The organism is Glycomyces amatae (assembly GCF_020991375.1).
GTDB lineage: Bacteria > Actinomycetota > Actinomycetes > Mycobacteriales > Micromonosporaceae > Glycomyces > Glycomyces amatae.
The window spans coordinates 96,741-117,627 of sequence record NZ_JAJLQZ010000002.1 but is presented as its reverse complement, the minus strand read 5'-3'; the positions used below and the strand labels follow the sequence as shown (position 1 = coordinate 117,627).

At 70.7% G+C, this 20,887-nt stretch carries 23 protein-coding genes; 3 read left to right on the top strand and 20 right to left on the bottom strand.

All coding sequences use genetic code 11. The features are described from left to right. Positions 1-20 precede the first annotated feature (20 nt). Together LO763_RS03495 and LO763_RS03490 are read left to right on the top strand one after the other, a co-directional pair. Entirely contained in the window at positions 21-620 is a 600-nt protein-coding gene (locus LO763_RS03495; protein WP_230600562.1) for a DUF4956 domain-containing protein, read from the top strand. Then, positions 617-1,381, top strand: a complete 765-nt coding sequence (locus LO763_RS03490) for a polyphosphate polymerase domain-containing protein (protein ID WP_230600561.1) — start codon at positions 617-619, stop codon at positions 1,379-1,381. The genes LO763_RS03495 and LO763_RS03490 overlap by 4 nt, the downstream gene beginning before the upstream one ends. Here the strand turns inward: LO763_RS03490 and LO763_RS03485 are convergent. Together LO763_RS03485 and LO763_RS03480 are read right to left on the bottom strand one after the other, a co-directional pair. After that, complete coding sequence (locus tag LO763_RS03485) at positions 1,362-2,621, bottom strand: HAMP domain-containing protein (RefSeq protein WP_230600560.1); 1,260 nt, start codon at positions 2,619-2,621, stop codon at positions 1,362-1,364. The genes LO763_RS03490 and LO763_RS03485 overlap by 20 nt on opposite strands. After that, positions 2,618-3,334, bottom strand: a complete 717-nt coding sequence (locus LO763_RS03480) for a response regulator transcription factor (protein WP_230600559.1) — start codon at positions 3,332-3,334, stop codon at positions 2,618-2,620. The genes LO763_RS03485 and LO763_RS03480 overlap by 4 nt, the downstream gene beginning before the upstream one ends. Before the next feature lie 131 nt (positions 3,335-3,465). Between LO763_RS03480 and LO763_RS03475 the strand changes: the two genes are divergently transcribed. Next, positions 3,466-3,993 (top strand): hypothetical protein, encoded by a 528-nt coding sequence (locus tag LO763_RS03475; RefSeq protein ID WP_230600558.1) that lies wholly within the window; start codon positions 3,466-3,468, stop codon positions 3,991-3,993. A gap of 73 nt (positions 3,994-4,066) precedes the next feature. On the opposite strand, the gene atpD is transcribed toward LO763_RS03475, so the two are convergent. From atpD to LO763_RS03385, 18 genes are all read right to left on the bottom strand, one after another. After that, the gene (gene atpD, locus LO763_RS03470; RefSeq protein ID WP_230600557.1) at positions 4,067-5,494 is read right to left on the bottom strand and encodes a F0F1 ATP synthase subunit beta; all 1,428 of its coding nucleotides are present in this window, start codon (positions 5,492-5,494) and stop codon (positions 4,067-4,069) included. A gap of 2 nt (positions 5,495-5,496) precedes the next feature. Beyond that, positions 5,497-6,435 (bottom strand): F0F1 ATP synthase subunit gamma, encoded by a 939-nt coding sequence (locus LO763_RS03465; protein WP_230600556.1) that lies wholly within the window; start codon positions 6,433-6,435, stop codon positions 5,497-5,499. A 2-nt stretch (positions 6,436-6,437) separates the two neighbouring features. Continuing rightward, a complete protein-coding gene (gene atpA, locus LO763_RS03460) occupies positions 6,438-8,072 on the bottom strand; it encodes a F0F1 ATP synthase subunit alpha (RefSeq protein WP_255671649.1) in 1,635 nt (544 codons plus the stop codon). A 34-nt stretch (positions 8,073-8,106) separates the two neighbouring features. After that, entirely contained in the window at positions 8,107-8,928 is an 822-nt protein-coding gene (locus tag LO763_RS03455) for a F0F1 ATP synthase subunit delta (RefSeq protein WP_230600555.1), read from the bottom strand. Continuing rightward, positions 8,928-9,470: a F0F1 ATP synthase subunit B gene (locus LO763_RS03450; protein WP_230600554.1), complete on the bottom strand. Its 543-nt coding sequence runs from the start codon at positions 9,468-9,470 to the stop codon at positions 8,928-8,930. Before LO763_RS03450 ends, LO763_RS03455 begins: the two co-directional genes overlap by 1 nt. Before the next feature lie 18 nt (positions 9,471-9,488). Continuing rightward, a complete protein-coding gene (locus tag LO763_RS03445) occupies positions 9,489-9,692 on the bottom strand; it encodes an ATP synthase subunit C-like protein (protein ID WP_205325210.1) in 204 nt (67 codons plus the stop codon). A 98-nt stretch (positions 9,693-9,790) separates the two neighbouring features. Next, positions 9,791-10,603 (bottom strand): F0F1 ATP synthase subunit A, encoded by an 813-nt coding sequence (gene atpB / locus LO763_RS03440; RefSeq protein WP_230600553.1) that lies wholly within the window; start codon positions 10,601-10,603, stop codon positions 9,791-9,793. 33 nt (positions 10,604-10,636) lie between these two features. Continuing rightward, a complete protein-coding gene (locus LO763_RS03435) occupies positions 10,637-10,855 on the bottom strand; it encodes an AtpZ/AtpI family protein (RefSeq protein WP_230600552.1) in 219 nt (72 codons plus the stop codon). A 121-nt stretch (positions 10,856-10,976) separates the two neighbouring features. Beyond that, the gene (locus LO763_RS03430; RefSeq protein ID WP_230600551.1) at positions 10,977-11,378 is read right to left on the bottom strand and encodes a Cg1360 family ATP-synthase-associated protein; all 402 of its coding nucleotides are present in this window, start codon (positions 11,376-11,378) and stop codon (positions 10,977-10,979) included. Next, complete coding sequence (locus LO763_RS03425) at positions 11,375-11,926, bottom strand: arsenate reductase/protein-tyrosine-phosphatase family protein (RefSeq protein WP_230600550.1); 552 nt, start codon at positions 11,924-11,926, stop codon at positions 11,375-11,377. Before LO763_RS03425 ends, LO763_RS03430 begins: the two co-directional genes overlap by 4 nt. Next, positions 11,923-12,666, bottom strand: a complete 744-nt coding sequence (locus LO763_RS03420; RefSeq protein WP_230600549.1) for an L-threonylcarbamoyladenylate synthase — start codon at positions 12,664-12,666, stop codon at positions 11,923-11,925. The genes LO763_RS03425 and LO763_RS03420 overlap by 4 nt, the downstream gene beginning before the upstream one ends. Then, positions 12,663-13,496 (bottom strand): peptide chain release factor N(5)-glutamine methyltransferase, encoded by an 834-nt coding sequence (gene prmC, locus LO763_RS03415; protein WP_230600548.1) that lies wholly within the window; start codon positions 13,494-13,496, stop codon positions 12,663-12,665. The genes LO763_RS03420 and prmC overlap by 4 nt, the downstream gene beginning before the upstream one ends. Beyond that, positions 13,493-14,578, bottom strand: a complete 1,086-nt coding sequence (gene prfA / locus LO763_RS03410) for a peptide chain release factor 1 (RefSeq protein ID WP_230600547.1) — start codon at positions 14,576-14,578, stop codon at positions 13,493-13,495. Before prfA ends, prmC begins: the two co-directional genes overlap by 4 nt. A gap of 87 nt (positions 14,579-14,665) precedes the next feature. Further along, positions 14,666-14,899 (bottom strand): 50S ribosomal protein L31, encoded by a 234-nt coding sequence (gene rpmE, locus LO763_RS03405; RefSeq protein WP_230600546.1) that lies wholly within the window; start codon positions 14,897-14,899, stop codon positions 14,666-14,668. A gap of 166 nt (positions 14,900-15,065) precedes the next feature. Further along, the gene (gene rho / locus LO763_RS03400; RefSeq protein ID WP_230600545.1) at positions 15,066-16,898 is read right to left on the bottom strand and encodes a transcription termination factor Rho; all 1,833 of its coding nucleotides are present in this window, start codon (positions 16,896-16,898) and stop codon (positions 15,066-15,068) included. 692 nt (positions 16,899-17,590) lie between these two features. After that, entirely contained in the window at positions 17,591-18,493 is a 903-nt protein-coding gene (thrB, locus tag LO763_RS03395; RefSeq protein ID WP_230600544.1) for a homoserine kinase, read from the bottom strand. Between the two features lies 1 nt (position 18,494). Beyond that, positions 18,495-19,550, bottom strand: coding sequence for a threonine synthase (gene thrC, locus LO763_RS03390; protein ID WP_369431913.1), 1,056 nt, complete (start codon positions 19,548-19,550; stop codon positions 18,495-18,497). A 37-nt stretch (positions 19,551-19,587) separates the two neighbouring features. Further along, positions 19,588-20,865 carry a homoserine dehydrogenase gene (locus tag LO763_RS03385; RefSeq protein WP_230600542.1) on the bottom strand — a complete coding sequence of 426 codons (1,278 nt, stop codon included), beginning with the start codon at positions 20,863-20,865 and terminating at the stop codon, positions 19,588-19,590. Between the last annotated feature and the right edge of the window lie 22 nt (positions 20,866-20,887).

The following is a 20,887-nucleotide window of genomic DNA, read 5'->3' as shown; positions in this document are numbered from 1 at the left end:
CCCGACGAGGAGGAACCGCCTTGAGTCTCGCGCTCGCACTCGCCCTGCCCATCAACCTGTTCGCGATCACCGTGCTCGCGTGCGCGATCTACTACCGGCGGCACCACCGCACCGACCTGGCGCTGGCGTACGTCGCGCTGAACGTCGGCGTCTTCGCCGTCTCGGCGCTCATGCTGTCGCAGCAGGTGAGCCTGGGGCTGGCGTTCGGCCTCTTCGGGGTCCTGTCGATCCTGCGGCTGCGGTCGGACCAGATCTCGCAGCGGGACGTCGGCTACTACTTCACGGCCCTCGCGCTGGGCCTCATCAACGGCATCGGCTCCTCGCGGCCGGCGGTCATGATCGCGCTGTCGGCGCTGCTGGTGCTCACCATGTTCGTCGCCGACCACCCGCGCCTGGCGAACCGGTCGCGGCACCGCGTGGTCGTGCTCGACACCGTCCACCGCGACGAGGAGCGCCTCCGCGAGGACCTGGAGCGCCGCCTCGGCGCGAGGGTCCGCAAGCTCGAGGTGGTCGACACCGACTACGTGCGCGAGACGATGACCGTGGACGTGCGCTTCCAGCCGCTCCCGTCGCCGGCCGCCGCGCCCGAGCGCACCATCCCGCTGGCGAGGACCCGATGAGCGGCCTGGAGGCGTTCGCGGGCATGGGGCTCGACGAGGTGGTGGCCGCCGCGGACCTCCAGACGCGCGTCGACACGAAGTACCTGCTCGAGCCCGAGGCGTACCGGCGGTTCCGCGGGTACCTGGCGGCCGGGGGCGACTGGGCGTGCCTCGACATCGGCGGCAGGCGCCGCTTCGCGTACGAGTCGGTCTACTTCGACACCCCGGACCTGCTGACGTACCGGCAACACCAGCAGGGCCGCCGGCGGCGCTTCAAGGTCCGCACGCGGCTGTACGCCGACTCGGGCGAGTGCGCGTTCGAGGTGAAGGTGAAGGGGGCGCGGCAGGACACGGTCAAGGAGCGGCTGCCGTACGCGGCCGCCGACGCCGCCCGGATCACCCCGGAGGCCGCCGAGCACCTGGCGGCGACCCTGTGGGAGGCGTACGGCATGGCCGTCCCGGCGGGCCTGGAGGCGCGGCTGCGCACCGACTACCGGCGGCACACGCTCGTGAACCCGGCCGCGGGCGTGCGCATCACGTGCGACGAGGACCTGCGGTGCGTCTCGGCCGCGGGCTCGGTGGCCTCGCGGCCGATGTGCCTGGTGGAGGTCAAGTCGGCCCGGCCGGGCGGCGCGGCCGACCGTCTCCTGTGGGCGATGGGCGCGCGGCCGGTGGCGGTCTCGAAGTACTGCCTGGCGGTCGCGGCCCTCTCGCCGGGGACGCGCGGCAACCCGTGGGCGCGCGCGATGCGCGAGTGCTTCCCTAACCCAGTTCGAGTCTGATGAGCGCGCCGACGCCGCCCGGGCCCTGGCCGAACACCAGCTGGCCGCCCGAGGCGGCGGCGGCGCGCCGCGCGATGTCCAGGCCCAGTCCGGTCGAGCCGCCCTCGCTGCGGCCCCGGTTGAACACCGCCAGGTTCGGCAGGCCCGGGCCCTCGTCGGCGACGTCCACGGTGGCCCCGCCCCCGTAGCGCGGCGCCAACCGCACCTCGAACGCGGTGCCGTCGGGCGTGTGCGCGAAGACGTTGGCGAGCAGGGAGTCCATGGCGGCGGCGAGGTCGGCCGCCGAGAGCCGCACCGGCAGCGGGCCGGGGACGAGCCGCACCCGGCACTCGCGGGCGGTGTCCTCGGCGAGCGCGGACCAGAACTCGACGCGCTCGGCCACGACGGCCGCCGCGTCGCACGTCCCGGCCTCGGCGGGGTTGCGGGCGTCCTGGATGGCGGCGTTGACGGCCCGCTCGACCTCCGCGACCGCCTGCTCGACCGGCTCGCGCTGCGCGTGGTCGCCGAGCGCCTCGGTCTCGAGCTTGAGGACCGTCAGCGGGGTGCGGAGGCGGTGCGAGAGGTCGGCGACGCGCTCGCGCTCGGCCTCGAGGAGGTCCTTGATCCGGTCGGCGAGCGTGTTGAGCGCCGTTCCGACGTTCCGCAGCTCCGAGGGGCCGGCGGCGTCGGCGCGGGCCTCCAGGTCGCCGTTCGCGAGGCGGTGCGAGACTGCGGCGAGGTCGTTGAGCGGCACCAGCAGCCGTCCGGCGAACAGGGACGCCGCGATGAGCCCGAACGCGAGGAGCGCCACCGCGATCACGGCGATCAGCGCCCAGGAGCGCCCGACCCCCTCGGTGAGCTCGTCGTCGTCGACGTGGACGCGGACGACGGCCACGCCCTCGGCGAGCCCCACGGCGAAGAGGATCTCCCGGCCCCCTTCGACCTTCGCGGAGAACGAGTTGCCCAAGGCGGCGTACTCGACCGCGTTCGAGCGGGGCGCCTCGGCGCCGATGAGCGTGCCGTCGGGCCAGAAGACCGTCGCCGGGTAGGGCCGGTTCACGTTGAAGGTCTCGACGGCCGCCTGGGTGGCGGCCCGGTCGCCGGAGATCACGGTGGTCACGAGCGACTGGCCCTCCTCCTCGGCGCTATTGACCGCGCTTTGGGCGGCGTTGCTGTGCAGCAGGAACCCCATGGGGATCGCGAACGCCAGGAGGATCAGGCTCGCGGTCGCGGCCACGAGCAGTGTCAGGCGGGCCCTCACCGGGTGCCTCCTTCGGTCGGTCGGGGTTCTTGCGGTGCCGTGAGCTTGACGCCCACCCCGCGCACGGTGTGCAGGAAGCGCGGGGCCTGCGCGGTCTCGCCGAGCTTGCGCCGCAGCCACGCCAGGTGCACGTCCACGGTCTTGTCGGCGCCGCCGAACGGCAGGTCCCACACGTCGGTGAGCAGCTGGCGCTTCGCGACGACCTCGCCCGCGCGGGCGGCGAGGTAGTGCAGCAGGTCGAACTCCTTGGGGCTCAGCTCGAGCGCGGTGCCGTCGAGGTGCGCGGAGCGGCCCCGCGGGTCGATGCGCAGGGGACCCACGGCGACCGTCGCGTCCTGCGGCGCCGCGCCGCCGCCGACGCGGCGCAGGACCGCCTGGATGCGGGCGTCGAGCTGCTTGGCGGTGAAGGGCTTCACCACGTAGTCGTCGGCGCCCGAGCCGAGGACGCGGACGATCTCGTCCTCGTCGTCGCGGGCGGTCGCCACGATCACCGGCACGTCCGAGACGCCGCGGAGCATCCTGAGCATCTGGCTCCCGTCCAGGTCGGGCAGGCCGAGGTCGAGCACCACCAGGTCGGGCCGGTGGTCGATCGCGGCGCGCAGCCCGCTCATCGCGTCGGGCGCGGAGGCGACCTGGTGGTTCAGGTCGCGCAGGGACCGCAGCAGGGCGGAGCGGACGCGCTCGTCGTCCTCGATCAGCAGGAGTTGGGCCATGGCCGGAATGCTATGCGGCCGAAGTGCTCCGAATCCACCCCCGCAGCAGTGACCTGCATGAACTTAGAGCGGTCTTATCGCGGTCTTAACCTCGGCGCGGGCACGCTGGTGTCATGCAGAGGAAATGGGTAGTGAGCGGATGGGCCGCGGCCGCCGCGGTCGCGGTGACGGCGGGGATCGGCGCGGTGGCGCTGGCGCAGGGCGGGAGCTTCGCGGGCCCGGAGCAGCCGATGTCGGAGGACGAGGTCGTGTCGGCGCTGGCGGATGCCGACGACGGCGCGACGTCGACCGCCTCGGCGAGCGAGTCGCCCGCGTCCCCTTCTGCGGACGAGTCGCCCAGCGCGGCGGCGACGCCGACCGGCCCCCTGGAGGCCACGCCGAGCGCGGCCGCGGACGGGCACGTCCTCGGCGGCGACGGCGGCACGTTCCAGGCCGTCTGCGAGGGCGACCAGGTGCGCCTCGCCTGGTGGGTGCCCGCCCAGGGCTGGAGCACCGGCACCGTCGACCCCGGCCCGGCGGCCCTGGCGTCGATCGCGTTCACCGGCGGCGGTGACGATGACGATGACGACGACGGCCTCGTCTACGAGGTCGCCTGCGCGGGCGGCGTCCCCACCGCGTCGCTCCAGTCCGATGATGACGACGACGACGCCGACGACTGATCACCGGGGGAAGACGAACGGCCCCGGAACCGCGAGGTTCCGGGGCCGTTCGCTCGGTGCTTCGCTCGGAGGGCTAGCCCTTCTTGCGGAGCTCCTCTTCGTTCTTGTGCAGGTCGTCGAGACCGCCGCACATGAAGAACGCCTGCTCGGGGAAGTGGTCGTACTCCCCTTCGGCGATCTTCTTGAAGGCCTCGACCGTCTCCTTGACGGGGACGAACGAGCCCTCGACGCCGGTGAACTGCTTCGCCGCGAACGTGTTCTGCGACAGGAAGCGCTCGATCCGGCGCGCCCGGCCCACGACGAGCCGGTCCTCTTCGGACAGCTCGTCCATGCCGAGGATGGCGATGATGTCCTGCAGTTCGTTGTACTTCTGGAGGATCTGCTTCACCGTCGACGCGACCGCGTAGTGCTCCGAACCGACGACCTCGGGCTCCAGGATGCGGGAGTTCGAGGCCAGCGGGTCGATCGCCGGGTAGATGCCCTTGTCGGAGATCTTCCGCTCGAGGTTCGTCGTCGCGTCCAGGTGGGTGAACGCGGTGAACGGCGCCGGGTCGGTGTAGTCGTCCGCGGGGACGTACACGGCCTGCATGGAGGTGATGGCCTTGCCGCGCAGCGAGGTGATGCGCTCCTGGAGCTCACCCATCTCGTCCGCCAGGGTCGGCTGGTAGCCCACGGCCGAGGGCATGCGGCCCAGCAGCGCGGAGGTCTCCGAACCGGCCTGCGTGAACCGGAAGATGTTGTCGATGAAGAGCAGCACCTCCTGGTTCTTGACGTCGCGGAAGTACTCGGCCATCGTCAGGGCCGACAGGGCGACGCGGAGGCGCACCCCCGGCGGCTCGTCCATCTGGCCGTAGACCAGCGAGGTCTTCGGGAGCACGCCCGCCTCGTCCATCTCCGCGATGAGGTCGTTGCCCTCGCGGGTGCGCTCGCCGACACCGGCGAACACCGACGAACCGCCGAAGTTCTGGGCGACGCGGATGATCATCTCCTGGATGAGCACCGTCTTGCCCACGCCGGCGCCGCCGAACAGGCCGATCTTGCCGCCCTTGACGTACGGGGCGAGCAGGTCGATGGCCTTGATGCCGGTCTCCAGCATCTCGGTCTTCGGCTCCAGCTGCGCGAACTCCGGCGCGTGCCGGTGGATCTCCCAGTGGTCGTCGGCCTCGAGCGTCTCGCCCTCGGGGAGGTTGAGGCACTCGCCGAGGACGTTGAAGACCTTGCCCTTGATGCCGTCGCCGACGGGGACCTTGATCTGGCCGCCGGTGTCGCGCACCTCGGCGCCGCGGACCAGGCCGTCGGTCGGGGCCATGCAGATGCCGCGGATCTGGTTGTCGCCCAGGTGCTGGGCCACTTCCAGGGTCAGCGTCTTGACGTCGCCGCCGTAGGTCACGTCAACGTGCAGCGCGTTGAAGATCGCCGGGATGGCGTTGCGCGGGAACTCGACGTCGACGACCGGCCCGATGACCCGTACGACGCGCCCCACTCCTTGAGTGTCAGTCATCGTTACTCTCTTCCTGCGGCGGAAAGGGCACTCGCCCCGCCCACGATTTCGCTGATCTCCTGCGTGATCGCCGCCTGCCGCGCCGCGTTCGCGCTCCGCCGCAGGGTCTTGATCAATTCATCGGCATTGTCCGAGGCCGCCTTCATCGCCCGACGCTTCGACGCCAGCTCGCTGGCCGCGGCGTCGATCAGCGACGCGTAGATGCGAGTCGTCAGGTACTTCGGCAGCAGCGCGTCGAGCAGCGCCTCCGGGTTCGGCTCGAACTCGTAGTCCGGGAGGAGCGTGTGCTCGTCGAGCTCGTGCTCCTCCACCTCCTCGACCTCGAGGGGGGCCAGTTGCCGCGGCTCGGGGGACTGCGTCAGCAGCGAGACGAACCTGGTGTGCACGATGTGCAGCTCGTCCACTCCGAGGATACCGTCGGCACCCGCCTCGTCGCCCTCGTCGTCGGCGCCGGACATGAACGCCGCGAGCAGCGTCCGGGTGATCTCCTGCGCGTCCGAGACCTTCGGGAGCTGGGAGAACCCGGTCCACGACTGCTCGATCTTGCGGGAGCGGAACCGGTAGTAGTCGACGCCCTTGCGGCCGGCGACGTACAGGACCGGGACCTTGCCCTCCTCGGCGAGGCGCGAGATCAGCTGCTCGGCGTTGCGGATGACGTTCGCGTTGTACGCGCCGCACATCCCCTTGTCGGCGGTGATCACGAGCACGCCCGCCCGGCGCACGGCCGCCCGCGGCTGGAGCAGCGGGTGGTTGATCGACGCGTTGCTCGCGAGCGAGGTCATCACGCCGGTCATGGCCCGGGCGTACGGCAGCGAGGCCGCGACCCGTTCCTGCGCCTTGGAGATCCGGCTGGTGGCGACCAGCTCCTGCGCCTTGGTGATCTTCTTGATGGACTGGGTCGACTTCAGCCGCTTACGCAGAGTACGAAGCTGCGCTGACATGGCTAACCCCTCTTGACGCGCTTGACGGTCTCGACGTCGACGTCGCCCTCAAGGGCGTCCTCGGCGACGTCGGTCACGTTCAGGTCGTCGGCAGTGGCCTTGAACATCTGCTTGAACTTGGCGATGGCGCGCTTGAGGGTGTCCTCGATGTCGCCGGTCACCTTGTCCTTGCCCGCGTTCAGCTGGGCCACGACGTCCTTGTGGTTGGCCCGCATGTACGTGAGGAACTCGCCCTCGAAGCGGCGGACCTCCCCGACGGGGACGTCGTCGAGCTCGCCCGAGGTGCCCGCCCAGATCGAGATGGTCTCCTCGCCCATCGGGTACGGCTCGGCCACACCCTGCTTGAGGAGCTCGACCAGGCGCAGACCGCGGTCCAGCTGCGCGCGGGACGCGGCGTCCAGGTCCGACGCGAAGGCCGCGAAGGCCTCCAGGTCGCGGTACTGGGCCAGGTCCAGGCGCAGCGAGCCGGCGACCGAGCGCATGCCCTTGGTCTGGGCGGCGCCGCCGACACGGGAGACGGAGGTGCCGACGTTGATCGCCGGGCGCACGCCCGAGTTGAACAGGCCCTCTTCGAGGAAGACCTGGCCGTCGGTGATCGAGATGACGTTGGTCGGGATGAACTGCGAGATGTCGCCGGCCTTGGTCTCGATGATCGGCAGGCCGGTCATCGAGCCGCCGCCCAGCTCGTCGGACAGCTTCGCGCAGCGCTCCAGCAGGCGGGAGTGCAGGTAGAAGACGTCGCCGGGGAAGGCCTCGCGGCCCGGGGGGCGGCGCAGCAGCAGCGACACGGTGCGGTAGGCCTCGGCCTGCTTCGACAGGTCGTCGAAGACGATGAGGACGTGCTTGCCGCCGTACATCCAGTGCTGGCCGATGGCCGAGCCGGTGTAGGGCGCCAGGTACTTCAGGCCCGCCGGCTCGTCGGCGTTCGCGGCGACGATGGTGGTGTACTCCATCGCGCCGTGCTCTTCGAGCATGCCCTTGATGCCCGCGACGGTGGAGCCCTTCTGGCCGACCGCGACGTAGATGCAGCGCAGCTGCTTGTTCGGGTCGCCGGACTCCCAGTTCGCGCGCTGGTTGATGATCGTGTCGATCGCGACCTGCGTCTTGCCGGTCTTGCGGTCGCCGATGATCAGCTGGCGCTGGCCGCGGCCGATCGGGGTCATCGAGTCGATGGCCTTGATGCCGGTCTCGACCGGCTCGAACACCGACTGGCGGCTGACGACGTTCGGGGCCTGGGCCTCGAGCTCGCGCTCGCCCTCGGCCTCGATCTCGCCGAGGTCGTCGATGGGGTTGCCCAGGGCGTCCACGACGCGGCCCAGGTACTTGTCGCCGACCGGCACGGAGAGGACCTTGCCGGTGCGCTTGACGGGCTGGCCCTCGCCGACCTTGGTCGGGTCGCCCAGGAGGACGGCGCCGATCTCGCGGACGTCGAGGTTCAGGGCCAGGCCCATCACGCCGCCCTCGAACTCCAGGAGCTCGTTGGCCATGACGGAGGGCAGGCCCTCGACGACGGCGATGCCGTCGCCGGCGCTGGTGACGGTACCGACCTCTTCGCGGGTGATCTCCGGCCGGTACGACGAGACGTAGGCGTCGAGCGCACTGCGGATCTCGTCAGAGGAGATGGTCAATTCAGCCATCTGAACTTTTCCCTTTCTGTTGCTACCGGCTGGATCAGCGTCCGGCCAAGGCTTGGCGGGCTTCGTCGAGGCGGCGCGAGACGGAGCCGTCCCACAGGTCCGAGCCGACTTGCACCCGGATGCCCCCGACGATCGCGGGGTCGACGGTGACCTTGAGCGCCACCGGGCGGCCGTAGACCAGGGTGAGCTTGGCGGCGAGCTGGCGCTCACCCGCCTCGTCGAGCGGCTTCGCCACGGTCACGTAGGCCACGGCCTCGTCGCGTGCCGCCGCGGCGGACTCGACCAGGTGGGCCAGCGACGCGTGGAAGCTGCGCCCGCCGATGCCGTAGCACGCGGCGGCCGCCAGCTCCACCGTCACCGGCTCGGCCTTGCCGTCGAGCAGTCGCTCGACCAGCGCGGCCCGGCCGTTGGGGTCGGTGCCGGAGGCGCCGAGGGCCGCGGCCAGCTCGGCGTCGCCGTCGATGAGCCGCCCGAAGCGGAACAGCTCGTCCTCGACGTTGGCCAGGCTGCCGTCCTTGCCGGCGGCGAGCAGCAGCGCCTCGACGGCGAGCTGCTCGGTGCCGTCGACCAGTTCGGCGGGGCCGCCCCAGCGGCCGCGCACGAGGGCGGCGACCACGTCGGCGGCGGTGTCGCCGACTCGACCGGCGAGGAGCTGCCGGAGCAGGCCCTCCCGGTCGTCCGCCTTGCGGGCGGGGTCGGACAGGGCGCGACGCAGCCGAGGCTGGTCGACGAGGAACCGCGTCACTCCCAGCAGCTGGTCGCCGCACTCGGTGAGCTGCTCGACCGAGGCGCCGGAGGCGGCCGCCTCCAGCACGGCACGGCCGGCCTCGATGCTTTCGCGTCCAGTCGTCGACATCAGCGTGCTCCGCTCGTCTCGGCCGTGTCGTCCGCGATCTGCGCCAGGAACTGGTCGACGGTCGCGGTCGTGTCGGCGTCCCCGGCGAGGCGCTGGCCGATGATCTTCCCGGCCAGGTCCACGGCCAGGTTGCCGACCTCGCCCCGCAGCTCGCGGACGAGCTGCTGGCGGGAGGCCTCGACCTGGGCGTGGCCGGCCGCGATGATGCGGTTGGCCTCTTCGCGGGCGGAGACGAGGATCTCCTCCTTCGCGGCCACCGCGTCGGCGCGGGCCTCGTCGCGGATCGCCGCCGCCTCTTCCTGGGCGGTGGCGAGCTTGCGGCGGTACTCCTCGAGCGTCTGGTTGGCCTCTTCCTGAGCCCGCTCAGCTCGCTCGATCCCGCCTTCGATCGCGTCCACCCGTGCCTCGAAGGTCTTCTCCATCATGGGGAAGACGAACTTCATGAGCACGAAGCAGAGCAGACCGAAGGCGATGGCGCCGACGAGGATCTCTTGCCAGATGGGGAAGAGGATCCCGGCGCCTCCTTCGGCGGCGTGAATCATGTTCGCTCCGTGAGGTGGTTAGTTGATGAACGCGAGGACCAGGCCGAACAGGGCCAGGACCTCGACGAGGGCGAAGCCCATGAACAGCATCGGACGGGTGATGCCGGCGGACTCGGGCTGACGCGCGGTGGCGGTGATCCACGCGGCGAAGATCAGGGCGACACCGATGCCCGGGCCGATCGCGGCGAGACCGTAACCGATGACGTTGAGGCTGCCATCCATGGCGTTTTTCTCCTAGGTGTCAGCGTGGCGTGACCGTCACGCGCACGATGTTCTTCAATTGCGAAAACTGTGGTTTGAGGGGTGGAAGCTCGGGAGCCCTAGTGCTCGTCCGCGAGGGACCCCTGGATGTACATGCCCGTCAGCAGCGTGAACACGTAGGCCTGCAGCAGGATGACGATGAGCTCGAACATAGTCATGGCGATGCCCATGCCGAACGAGAAGATCGAGAGGCCCTGGATCAGGAAGTTCGAGGAGTTGAGCATCTCGAACCCGCCGAGGATGAACACCAGCAGGATGAGGTGGCCGGCGAACATGTTGGCGAAGAGCCGCAGGGCGAGGGTGATCGGGCGCAGGATGAGGTTCTGCAGGAACTCGATCGGGATGAGCAGCGGGTAGATGAACCACGGGGCGCCCGGGGGCACGCAGGTGAGCTTCAGGAACCCGATGAAGCCGTGCTTCTTGAAGCCCACGGCCATGTAGATCACCCACGACAGCGCGCCCATGAGCGCGGGGAAGGCGATGTGCGAGTTCGGGGAGATCTGGACGCCGGGCACGATGGCCCAGAGGTTCATGATCAGGATGAACAGGAACAGCGTGGCGAGATAGGGGGCGAACTTGACGCCGTCCTTCTTGCCCATCAGGTCGATGGCGACGGTGTTCCGGATGAATCCGTAGGCGGACTCGGCCATCCACTGCTTCTTGGTGGGGACGATCTGGGGCTTGCGGTAGGCCCACAGGAAGAAGACGATCAGAATAGCGACCGAAAGCCACACCACGAACGTGATGGTGGTGAACATGTGGGTGAGGGCGGTCCCGCTGAGTCCGGAGAACCAGTCGGCAAAGTCAAAGCTGTGGATACCGGGCGGGAAGTGGGAGTCCCCTTCGGCCAGCACGATGGCTGAGTCGGTCACGCGAGCCACGCCTCTCAGTCAGTGTCGGTCAAATTACGGCGACATCTGCTTCATCAGCAGGTACATTCCTGCTGCAGCACCGACAAGCATCCCTACCAGGAGCCCGACTTTGGGCAGTCCGAGCCACAGGTCGACGAGATATCCGGCACCACCCCAGAAGATGATTCCGGAAAGCAGATATCCCAGAGCGCGCCAGCCCATCTCCGATCCATCGGATTGGGGCTTGCGATCGGGGGGTTCCATGTCGGCCATGTCGAGCTGAACTCTAACAGCTACTACACCGGAACTGCCCAGCGGGTTCGCTGAGATGAGCGCCATCAGTGCGCGTTTGTCAACCTCAATGAAACACGGCGCGCCCGGTCGGGATGCGCGCTCAGGAGCGGTCGCCCAACTCGATGTAGGGGATTTTCGCCTTGTAAGCCCAGACAACCTGCGCCGCGAGCCAGGCGACTGCGCCCCCCGCGATCCCGTAGGCGAAGGGGGGCAGGGCCTCGGGGAAGGCGAACCGAACCGTCGCGAGCACCATGAACACGATCATCAGCTTGATGGCGTACGTGACCAAGGCCATAGGCAGGGTGAGACGTATGTCAATTTTTTCGGCCTTCATGACCGCCACGGCGGATCCGGCGAAGCCCAAGGCGGCCAAGGCTACTCCTGCCGGTGCGGCCCACGCGCCGGTGCCCCCCGCGGCGATCCAGCCGATCACCGCGGCGACGACCGCCGCCGCGCCCGCCACCGCCGAGCAGGGCTTCAGGAATCCGCTCGCGGTCGTCATGCGCGGCCTCCGAGGGCCGCGGCGACGGGCCGGAGCGCGTCCTCGAGCTGGCCGGCGATCCGGGCGTAGACCTCCCGGCTCATCCCCCACGGGTCCGCCAGGTCGATCTCGTCGTACTCGCCGCGGCGCTCCTCGGCGGCGGCCGCGAGGGCCTTGCCGCGGACGGCGGTGCCGCCGTCGGGCAGCGTCCCCGCGACGTCGGCCGCGAGCAGCCCGAACGAGCGCACCAGGAAGGTCTTGGCGGCCGCCTCGGGGAAGCGCTCGGCGAGGTACTCCAGGTGCCCGGTCGTGGCGACCAGGATCAAGTCCGAGGACTCGGCGTGCGCGCGGACGAGGTGGCGCGCGCGGTGGCCCCGGGCGTCGTAGCCGCGCTCCTGGAGCTGCTCGGCCGAGCCGGACTGCATGTCCTCGCCCTCGTGGAAGGCCGAGACGCCCGCGCCGTGGTTGAACACGTCCTCGCCGGTGAGCCCGTCGAGGATGCGCTCGGACATCGGCGACCGGCAGATGTTGCCGGTGCACACGTGCAGGACGGAGAACGGCGCGCTCACGCCTGGGCCGCCTCGTCCGGTTCCGCCTCCGCGCCCGCCTCCTGGGCGGTCTCCTCCTCGGGCTCCCGCTCCTCGGGGCGGTCGCCGGGGCCGAAGCCGTCGCGGTCGAGCGTGTCGGGCACGATCTTGCGGATCTGCTCCAGGGACAGGGCGCCTTCACGCAGGACCTGCGGCGGGTGCGCCACGCAGTCGACGATCGTCGACGGCAGGTTGTCCTCGCTGGGCCCGGCCTCCAGGTACACGGAGACGTCGGAGCCGAGCTGGGCCTTCGCGTCGGCGGCGGTCTCGGCCGGGGGCTGGCCGTGCTTGTTCGCCGAGGACACGGCCATCGGGCCGGTCTCCTTGAGCAGTTCGAGCGCCAGCGGGTGCAGCGGCATGCGGACCGCGACGGTGCCGTCGGTGTCACCGAGGTCCCAGGTCAGGGTCGGGGTGTAGGGCACGACGACCGTGAGCGGCCCGGGCCAGAACGCCTCGATGAGCTCCTTGGCGGAGTCGGGGACGTCGGAGGCGATCCCGTCGAGCGCGCGCTTGGAGCCGATGAGCACCGGCGGGGCCATGTCGCGCCCGCGGCCCTTGGCGGCCAGGAGCGCCTTCACCGCGGCGTGGTTGAACGCGTCGCAGCCGATGCCGTAGACGGTGTCGGTGGGGATGACGACCAGCCGGCCGCCGGTGACGGCCCTGGCGGCGGACTTCAGCCCGGTCGCGCGGTCCTTGATCTTCCTGCAATTGAACAGCCTCACGGCAGCAAGCCTAGCCTTCCGGTCGCGAACCTCGGTCGGCCCGCCAGGTCGTCGTGGTCCGCGACGTCGGTGAATCCGCTGACACGGAGGATCTCGGGGGCCACGGTGCCGTGCGTGTCGTCGTGCTCGAACCCGAACCAGCCGCCGGGCCTGAGCCAGCGGGCGGCGCGGACGGCGAGCGGCTGGATGACGGCGAGCCCGGCCTCGGCGGCGTAGACCGCGCCCGAGGGGTCGAAGGCGACCTCGGGCGCGACCTCGATCTCGAAGGGCACGTACGGCGGGTTGGCGGTGACCAGGTCCGCGAGCCCGTCGAGTTCGTTCAGGGTGGCGGCGGCGACCGCGTCGGCGTTGACGGGGGTCGCGCCGGTGCCCTCGAGGTTCGACTCGAGCCATTCGAACGCGTCGGGGTCGATCTCGACGGCCCACACGGTCGCGTCGGGCCGCTCGGTGGCGAGGGCGTGGGCGATCGCGCCGGAGCCGGAGCACGCGTCGATGACGGTGCCGCCCTCCGGGAGGTGCTCCAGGGCCCAGTCGACCAGGAGCTCGGTCTCGGGCCGGGGCACGAAGACGCCCGGTCCGACCGCGAGTTCGCCGTAGCGGAACGCGGCCGACCCGGTCAGGTGCTGGAGCGGCTCGCGGGTCGAGCGGCGCTCCACGAGCGCGTCGAACTCGGCGAGCTGCGGCGCGGTGGGCCCGTCGGCGATGAGCAGCTGGGCGCGCGTCAGCCCCGAGACGTGGGCCGCGAGCAGTTCGGCGTCGTTCCGCGGGGAGTGGACGCCCGCCGCCGCGAGTCGCCGCGCGGCGGCGGCGACCGCCCGGGACCAGTTCACTCGGCCCCGCGGGCCATGCGCTCGGCGCGGTCGGCGGCGGCGAGGGCGTCGAGGACCTCGTCGAGCGCGCCGTCCATGACCTGGTCGAGGTTGTAGGCGGTGAAGCCGACGCGGTGGTCGGTGAGGCGGTTCTGCGGGAAGTTGTAGGTGCGGATGCGCTCGGAGCGGTCGGCGGTGCGCACCTGCGAGAGGCGGGCGGCCCCGGCCGCCGCGGCGGCCTCCTCCTGCTGCTTGGCGAGGAGCCGCGCGCGGAGGACCTTGATCGCGGCCTCCTTGTTCTGGAGCTGGCTCTTCTCGTTCTGCGAGGTGACGACGACGCCGGTGGGCACGTGGGTGAGGCGCACCGCGGAGTCGGTGGTGTTGACGGACTGGCCGCCGGGCCCGGAGGACCGGTACACGTCGACGCGGACGTCGTTCATGTTCAGCTCGAAGTCGACCTCCTCGGCCTCGGGCATGACGACGACCGCGGCCGCGGAGGTGTGGACGCGGCCCTGCGACTCGGTCACGGGGACGCGCTGCACGCGGTGGACGCCGCCCTCGAACTTCATGCGCGACCACACGCCGTTGCCGCCCTCGGGGGTGCCCTTGGTGCGGACGGCGATCGAGGAGTCCTTGACGCCGCCGAGGTCGGTGGGCACCATCTCGAGGGTCTCGACCGCGTAGCCCTGGCGCTCGAAGTAGCGCAGGTACATGCGCAGGAGGTCCCCGGCGAACAGGCCGGACTCCTCGCCGCCCGCGCCGGCCTTGATCTCCATGATGACGTCCCTGGAGTCGTCGGGGTCGCGCGGGACCAGCAGCTCGGCGAGCTTCTCCTCCAGCGCGGGGATGCGCTCGCGCAGGCGGTCGGCCTCCTCGGCGAAGTCCGCGTCCTCCTTGGCGAGCTCCTCGGCGGTCTCCAGGTCGTCCCTGGCGGCCTCGATGTCCTCGGCGGTCTTGGCGACCGGGGACAGCTCGGCGTAGCGGCGCCCGACCCGCCGGGCCTGGGCCTGGTCGGCGTGCAGGGCGGGGTCGCCCATCTGGACCTCGAGGTCGCGGTACTCGGCGAGCAGGGACTCCAGGCGGTTGTCGGCAGCGGTCGTCATCTCATGTCCTCAAGAAGCAGGGTCTTAGGAAAGGCATACGAAAAACGCAGCGCCCGTGTCCTACGACACGAGCGCTGCGCGGCACAGCTACTTACCGGCCTGGGCGGCCTTCTCCTGGGTCTTGGCGTAGCGGGCCTTGAACTTGGCCACGCGACCGCCGGTGTCGAGGATGCGCTGCTTGCCGGTGTAGAACGGGTGGCACTTGTTGCAGGTCGCAGCCTGGATCTTGCCGCTGGCCACCGTCGAACGAGTGGTGAAGGCGTTCCCGCAGGAACAGGTCACCTCGGTGACGACGTACTCAGGGTGGATCCCGTCTTTCATGACTTCCCTTTCTGTTCGGTCGCCGGGTCGGCTGCCGGGGCAGCCGTGAACCGGTACCGGTCCGGGCCCTCACGGGCTCTCTGGTTGGGTGCGCGACCTGCGCACCAGCACTCAATGGTAAGCCGTGAGGCCGCTCTCAACCGGAGCGGCCTCGCGGCCCGCCGCCTTACTCGCCGGGCGTGCTCTTGACGATGGACATCAGGAACTCGGCGTTGGTCTGCGTCTTCTTCAACCGGTCGATGAGCAGGTCGATGGCCTGCTGCGGCTCCAGCGAGGACAGGACCCGGCGGAGCTTGAGCATGACCGCCTGCTCCTCGGGGCTCATCATGAGCTCGTCCTTGCGGGTGCTCGACTGGTGGACGTCGATCGCGGGCCAGGTGCGCTTCTCGGCGATCTTGCGGTCGAGCTTGAGCTCGGCGTTGCCGGTGCCCTTGAACTCCTCGAAGATCACCGTGTCGCCCATGGAGCCGGTCTCGACCAGCGCGGTGCCGATGATGGTCAGCGACCCGCCGTGCTCGATGTTCCGCGCCGCGCCCAGGAAGCGCTTCGGCGGGTAGAGCGCGGTGGAGTCGATGCCGCCCGACAGAATGCGGCCCGAGGCGGGCGACGAGTTGTTGTACGCGCGGCCCAGCCGGGTGATCGAGTCGAGCAGCACGACCACGTCGTGGCCGAGCTCGACGAGGCGCTTGGCGCGCTCGATCGCGAGTTCGGCGACGGTGGTGTGGTCCGACGGCGGGCGGTCGAAGGTCGAGGCGATGACCTCGCCCTTGACCGAGCGCTGCATGTCGGTGACCTCTTCGGGCCGCTCGTCCGCGAGGACCACCATGAGGTGGCACTCGGGGTTGTTCGTGGTGATCGCGTTGGCGATCGCCTGGAGCACCATCGTCTTGCCGGCCTTGGGCGGGGAGACGATGAGGGCGCGCTGGCCCTTGCCGATCGGGGCCACGAGGTCGATGACGCGCGTGGTCAGCGCGTTCGGCTCGGTCTCCAGGCGCAGGCGCTCCTGCGGGTACAGCGGCGTGAGCTTGTAGAACTCGTCGCGCTTCTTGGCGTCCTCGGGGTTCATCCCGTTGACGGTGTCGAGGCGCACGAGCGGGTTGTACTTCTCGCGGCGCTGCTGCTTGCCGTTGCCGCCGCCGGGCTCCTCGCCGCGGCCGGGCTTGACCGCGCCGGTGATGGCGTCGCCGCGGCGCAGCCGGTACTTGCGGACCTGCGACATCGAGACGTAGACGTCGTCGGGTCCGGCGAGGTAGCCGGTGGTGCGGATGAACGCGTAGTTGTCGAGGATGTCGAGGATGCCGGCCACGGGGACGAGCTGCTCGTCGTTCTGGACGCCGCCGCCGCCGCTGCCGCGCTCGGTCTCCTCGCGTCCGCCGCCGCTGCGGCGGCGGTCGGAGCGGTCGCGGCGCTTGCGGCGGCGCCCCTCGCCGTCGCCGTCGCGGGGACCGCGGTCCTCGTAGTCGTCGTCGCGGCGCTCGGAGCGCTCGGAGCGGGACTCGGTCCGGCCCTCGGGCTGCTCGTCGCGGCGGTTGTGCTCGCGGCCGCCTTCGCGTCCGCCGTCACGCCCGTTGTCGCGGGTGCGGCGGCGGCGCTGCGGACGGTCCTCATCGGACTCGGCGGCGGGGGCCTCGGCGGGCTCGGTCCGGCGCTCGTCGGCCTCGGCCGGCTCGCGGTTCTCGGACTGGCGCTGCTGGCGGCGCGGCTGCGGCGGGCCGGCCGGGCGGGTCGCCCGGCGGGCGGTGGCGCCGCCCTTGGCTTCGGCGCCCGCGGAGCCGTTGTCGCTCGGCGCGGTGTCGACAGTGGCCGGCGATTCCTCGGCGGTCGATGTGTTGTCAGAGTCAGGCACTGGCGGGGCCTCCCGTTCTGCGCTGGCACCGCCGGGCTGCGAGCCCGTGTCCTGCCGCTCCTGGATGGCGGCGATCAGCTCGCTCTTGCGCATCCGGCCAACGCCGGTGATGCCGAGCGATTGGGCCATCTGCTGGAGCTCGGGCATCAGCATAGAGGCCAGACCGGTTCCTGCCCGACGGCGCTTCTTGGCCTCCGGGAGTTCTCCCGAAGCCGACGCCGCATCGCTCATCCGGTCCGACGTCGTGCCGGTGGTGTCGCTCAATGGATTCCTTCCCTGGCGGAACTTCGAAGCGAATTCGAGGAGGTTCCGCGTCTTTCAAATAGCCGCAATGCCGATGTTCTGGTCTGCGTCCCGCCGTCGTCGCCCACGGGCCTGCCTGGCCTTTGCGGATGGGAGGCGACGGTTGACACTCGGATGCAACACCCCTGGGCCGTCCGCTGAGCAGACCGTCCTGATGGAAGTGACGCCTCTGGGCCTGCGACCGACCAGCTCGCGATGAATGACGGTGCACGGTGGGACACGTGGTCCCGATTCCCGCTGAAGACGATCCTCGCTGGTTGCGGTCCACTCCATTGCGATCCGCTCCGAGCCTGGAACTCGGGGCTGAATGCGGACAGAGGCCGTTCCTTCGTCGAAACTGTGCCAAGTCACGCTGGAGCTACGCAAAGTCACAAATCCATGGTTGAGGGTGATGACCCAAACAAGAGATCAGGCGTGCGCTGGATGCGCCGCAGCTGTTGTGACTACAAGCATAAGCAAGGCTTCGAGCAGTCACGACACCGGGTGGTCGTCTAGTTGGAATAGTAGCGCACTCTTCCCAGTGACAACAACGGACCCGAGGATCACTCGTTCGGGGAGGTCGCGACCTGAGCGGCCCCGTCCGCGACGTCCAGTCGCATCGCCGCGAAGCCCGCAGGGGCCTCGGGGACGCCGCGGTCGTCGACGGTCAGCGCCAGCACGGTCGGTCCCGCCCCCGAGATCGCCGCGGCGACCCCGGCGGAACGCAGTTCTTTCAACAGCTGCGCGCTCTCGGGCATTCCCCGGGCGCGGTACGACTGGTGGAGGCGGTCGTCGGTGGCCTCGAAGAGCCGCGCGGGCTGGCGCGAGACCGCGGCCACCAGGAGCGCGGCGCGCGACAGGTTGAAGACGGCATCGGCGTGCGGGACCTTCTCGGGCAGGGCCGCGCGGGCGGCCGCCGTCAGGCCCTTGACCTGGGGCACGAACACCCACGGGTGGATGCGGGGCGAGGGGTCCAGGCTGACCGCCTTCGCGCCGTCCTCAGTGGAGTAGGCGATGGTGAAGCCGCCGAGCAGGCACGGGGCCACGTTGTCGGGGTGGCCCTCGATCTCGCTCGCGAGCGCGAGCTTCTCGCCGCGGGTGAGCCCCGCTCCGGCGAGCGCGTCGGCCAGCATGATCCCGGACACGATCGCCGCGGAGGAGGAACCGAGTCCGCGGGCGTGCGGGATGCGGTTGCGGCACTTGATCTTCAGGCCCGGAGCCGCCAGGCCCAGGTGCTTGAAGGTGCGCAGCATCGTGGCGGCGACGAGGTGGCGCTCGTCGAGCGGGACGGCGCCCTCGCCTTCGCCTTGGACCTCGACGGTGACGGCGGTGCCGCTGGTGGCGGCGGCGGTGACCTCGTCGCACAGGTCGAGGGCCAGGCCCAGCGAGTCGAAGCCGGGGCCGAGGTTCGCGGAGGTGGCCGGGACGCGGACGGTGGCGCGCGGCCCGGTGGGAAAGGCGATCACGTCACAAGCCCAGGGCCGTGGCGGTCTTCACCACGTCCACGGGGACGGTCTGCGGCTGCGGGGCTGTGGAGACGGCCCAGTCGGGGTCCTTGAGCCCGTTGCCGGTGACGGTGCAGACGATCGTCTGTCCTCTTTCGACCAGACCGGCCTCGGTCTGCTTGAGCAGGCCCGCGACCGACGCGGCCGAGGCGAGCTCGACGAACACGCCTTCGGACCGGGCCAGCAGCATGTAGGCGGCGTGGATCTCGCGGTCGGTGGCGGCGATGATGTCGCCGTTCGACTCCTTCCGGGCGTCGAGCGCCTTGGTCCAGGAGGCCGGGTTGCCGATGCGGATCGCGGTGGCGATGGTCTGCGGGTGCTCCACGACGTGGCCGTTCACGATCGGGGCGGCCCCGGCGGCCTGGACGCCGAGCATCCGGGGGCGCCTGGTCGCGTTGCCCTCCTCGGCGTCCTCGGTGTAGCCCATCCAGTAGGCGCTGATGTTCCCCGCGTTGCCGACGGGCAGGACGTGCAGGTCGGGGGCGTCGCCGAGGACCTGCACGATCTCGAACGCGGCGGTCTTCTGGCCCTGGAGCCGGACCGGGTTGATCGAGTTGACCAGCGCGACCGGGTAGTCCTGGGAGAGCTTGTCGGCGACCATCAGGCAGTCGTCGAAGTTGCCCTCGAGCTGGATGAGCTTCGCGCCGTGGACGAGCGCCTGGGCGAGCTTGCCGAGGGCGATCTTCCCGGCCGGCACGAGCACCGCGCAGGTGATCCCGGCCCGGGCCGCGTAGGCGGCGGCCGAGGCGGAGGTGTTGCCGGTCGAGGCGCAGATGACGGCCTTCGAGCCGTCCTCGACGGCCTTGGAGACCGCGAGCGTCATGCCGCGGTCCTTGAACGAGCCGGTCGGGTTGAGCCCCTCGACCTTGAGGTACACGTCGCAGCCGGTCCTGGCGGACAGGACGGGCGCGGGCAGGAGCGGCGTGCCGCCCTCCTGGAGCGTGACCACGGGGGTGGCGTCGGTGACCGGGAGCCGGTCGCGGAATTCCTCGATGAGGCCGCGCCACCCCGGGCGCATCGCGGATGCGCCTTGTGCAGAGTTGGACATGTCGCCCTTATTCTCCTTCGACGCGCATGACGCTGGTGACTTGGTGCACCGAGGTCAGCTGCGACAGTTCCTCTACGGTGTCCGACAACTGCTTGTCGGCGGCCGTGTGCGTGACGACCACGAGCTGGGCGTCGTCGCCCCGCCCGGACTGGTGGACGGTGGCGAGGCTGACGCCGTGGTGGGCGAAGGTGGCCGCCACGCGGGCGAGCACGCCGGGCTCGTCGACGACGTCGAGGCTGACGTGGTAGCGGGTGCGGGCCTCGCCGATGGGTTTCACCGGCAGGTCCGAGTAGGCGGCCTCGGGCGGGAAGGCGGTGATCCCGCCGCGCTTGTTGCGCGCCACGGCCACGATATCGCCGAGCACGGCCGAGGCGGTCTCGGTCCCGCCGGCTCCCGCTCCGTAGAACATGAGGCGGCCGGCGGACTCGGCCTCGACGAACACGGCGTTGTAGGCGCCGTTGACGTTGGCGAGCGGATGGGTCTTGGGGATCATCGCCGGGTGGACGCGCACGGACACGCCGTCGGCCTCCCGGGTGGCGATGCACAGCGGCTTGACGACGCGGCCCTCGGCCGCGGCGGAGGCGATGTCGGCCGCGGAGACGCCGCGCAGCGGCTCGCGGTAGACGTCCTTCAGGTCCACGTGCGTGTGGAAGGCGAGCGAGGCGATGAGCGCGGCCTTCGCGGCGGCGTCGAAGTTGTCGACGTCGGCGGTCGGGTCGGCCTCGGCGTAGCCCAGCTCCGTGGCCTCGGCCAGGGCCTCCTCGAAGGAGGTGCCGCCCGAGCTCATGGCGGTGCAGATGAAGTTCGTGGTGCCGTTGACGATGCCGAGGACCCGGTTGATCGTGTCGCCGTGGAGCGACTCGCGCAGCGGGCGCATGAGCGGGATCGCCGCGGCCGCGGCGGCCTCGTAGTACAGGTCGGCGCCGCCGGCCTTCGCGGCGGCCGACAGGGCCGGGCCGTCCTCGGCGAGGAGGGCCTTGTTCGCGGTGACGACCGACTTGCCCTGGCCGAGGGCGGTCGTGATCCAGGTGCGGGCCGGCTCGATGCCCCCGGCGACCTCCACCACGATGTCCACGTCGTCGCGCTTGACCAGGCCGAGCGCGTCCGTGGTGAACAGGGACCTCTCCACCGGCAGGTGCGAGCGGTCGCGGTCGATGCGGCGGACCGCGATCCCGGCGATCTCGACCGGCTCGCCGACCCGGGCCGCCAGCTCCTCCCTGCGCGTTCGCATGAGGCGCACGACTTCACTGCCGACGGTGCCGCATCCGAGTAGCGCGAGTCTCATCGCTGGTGTCCTCTTTCCGATG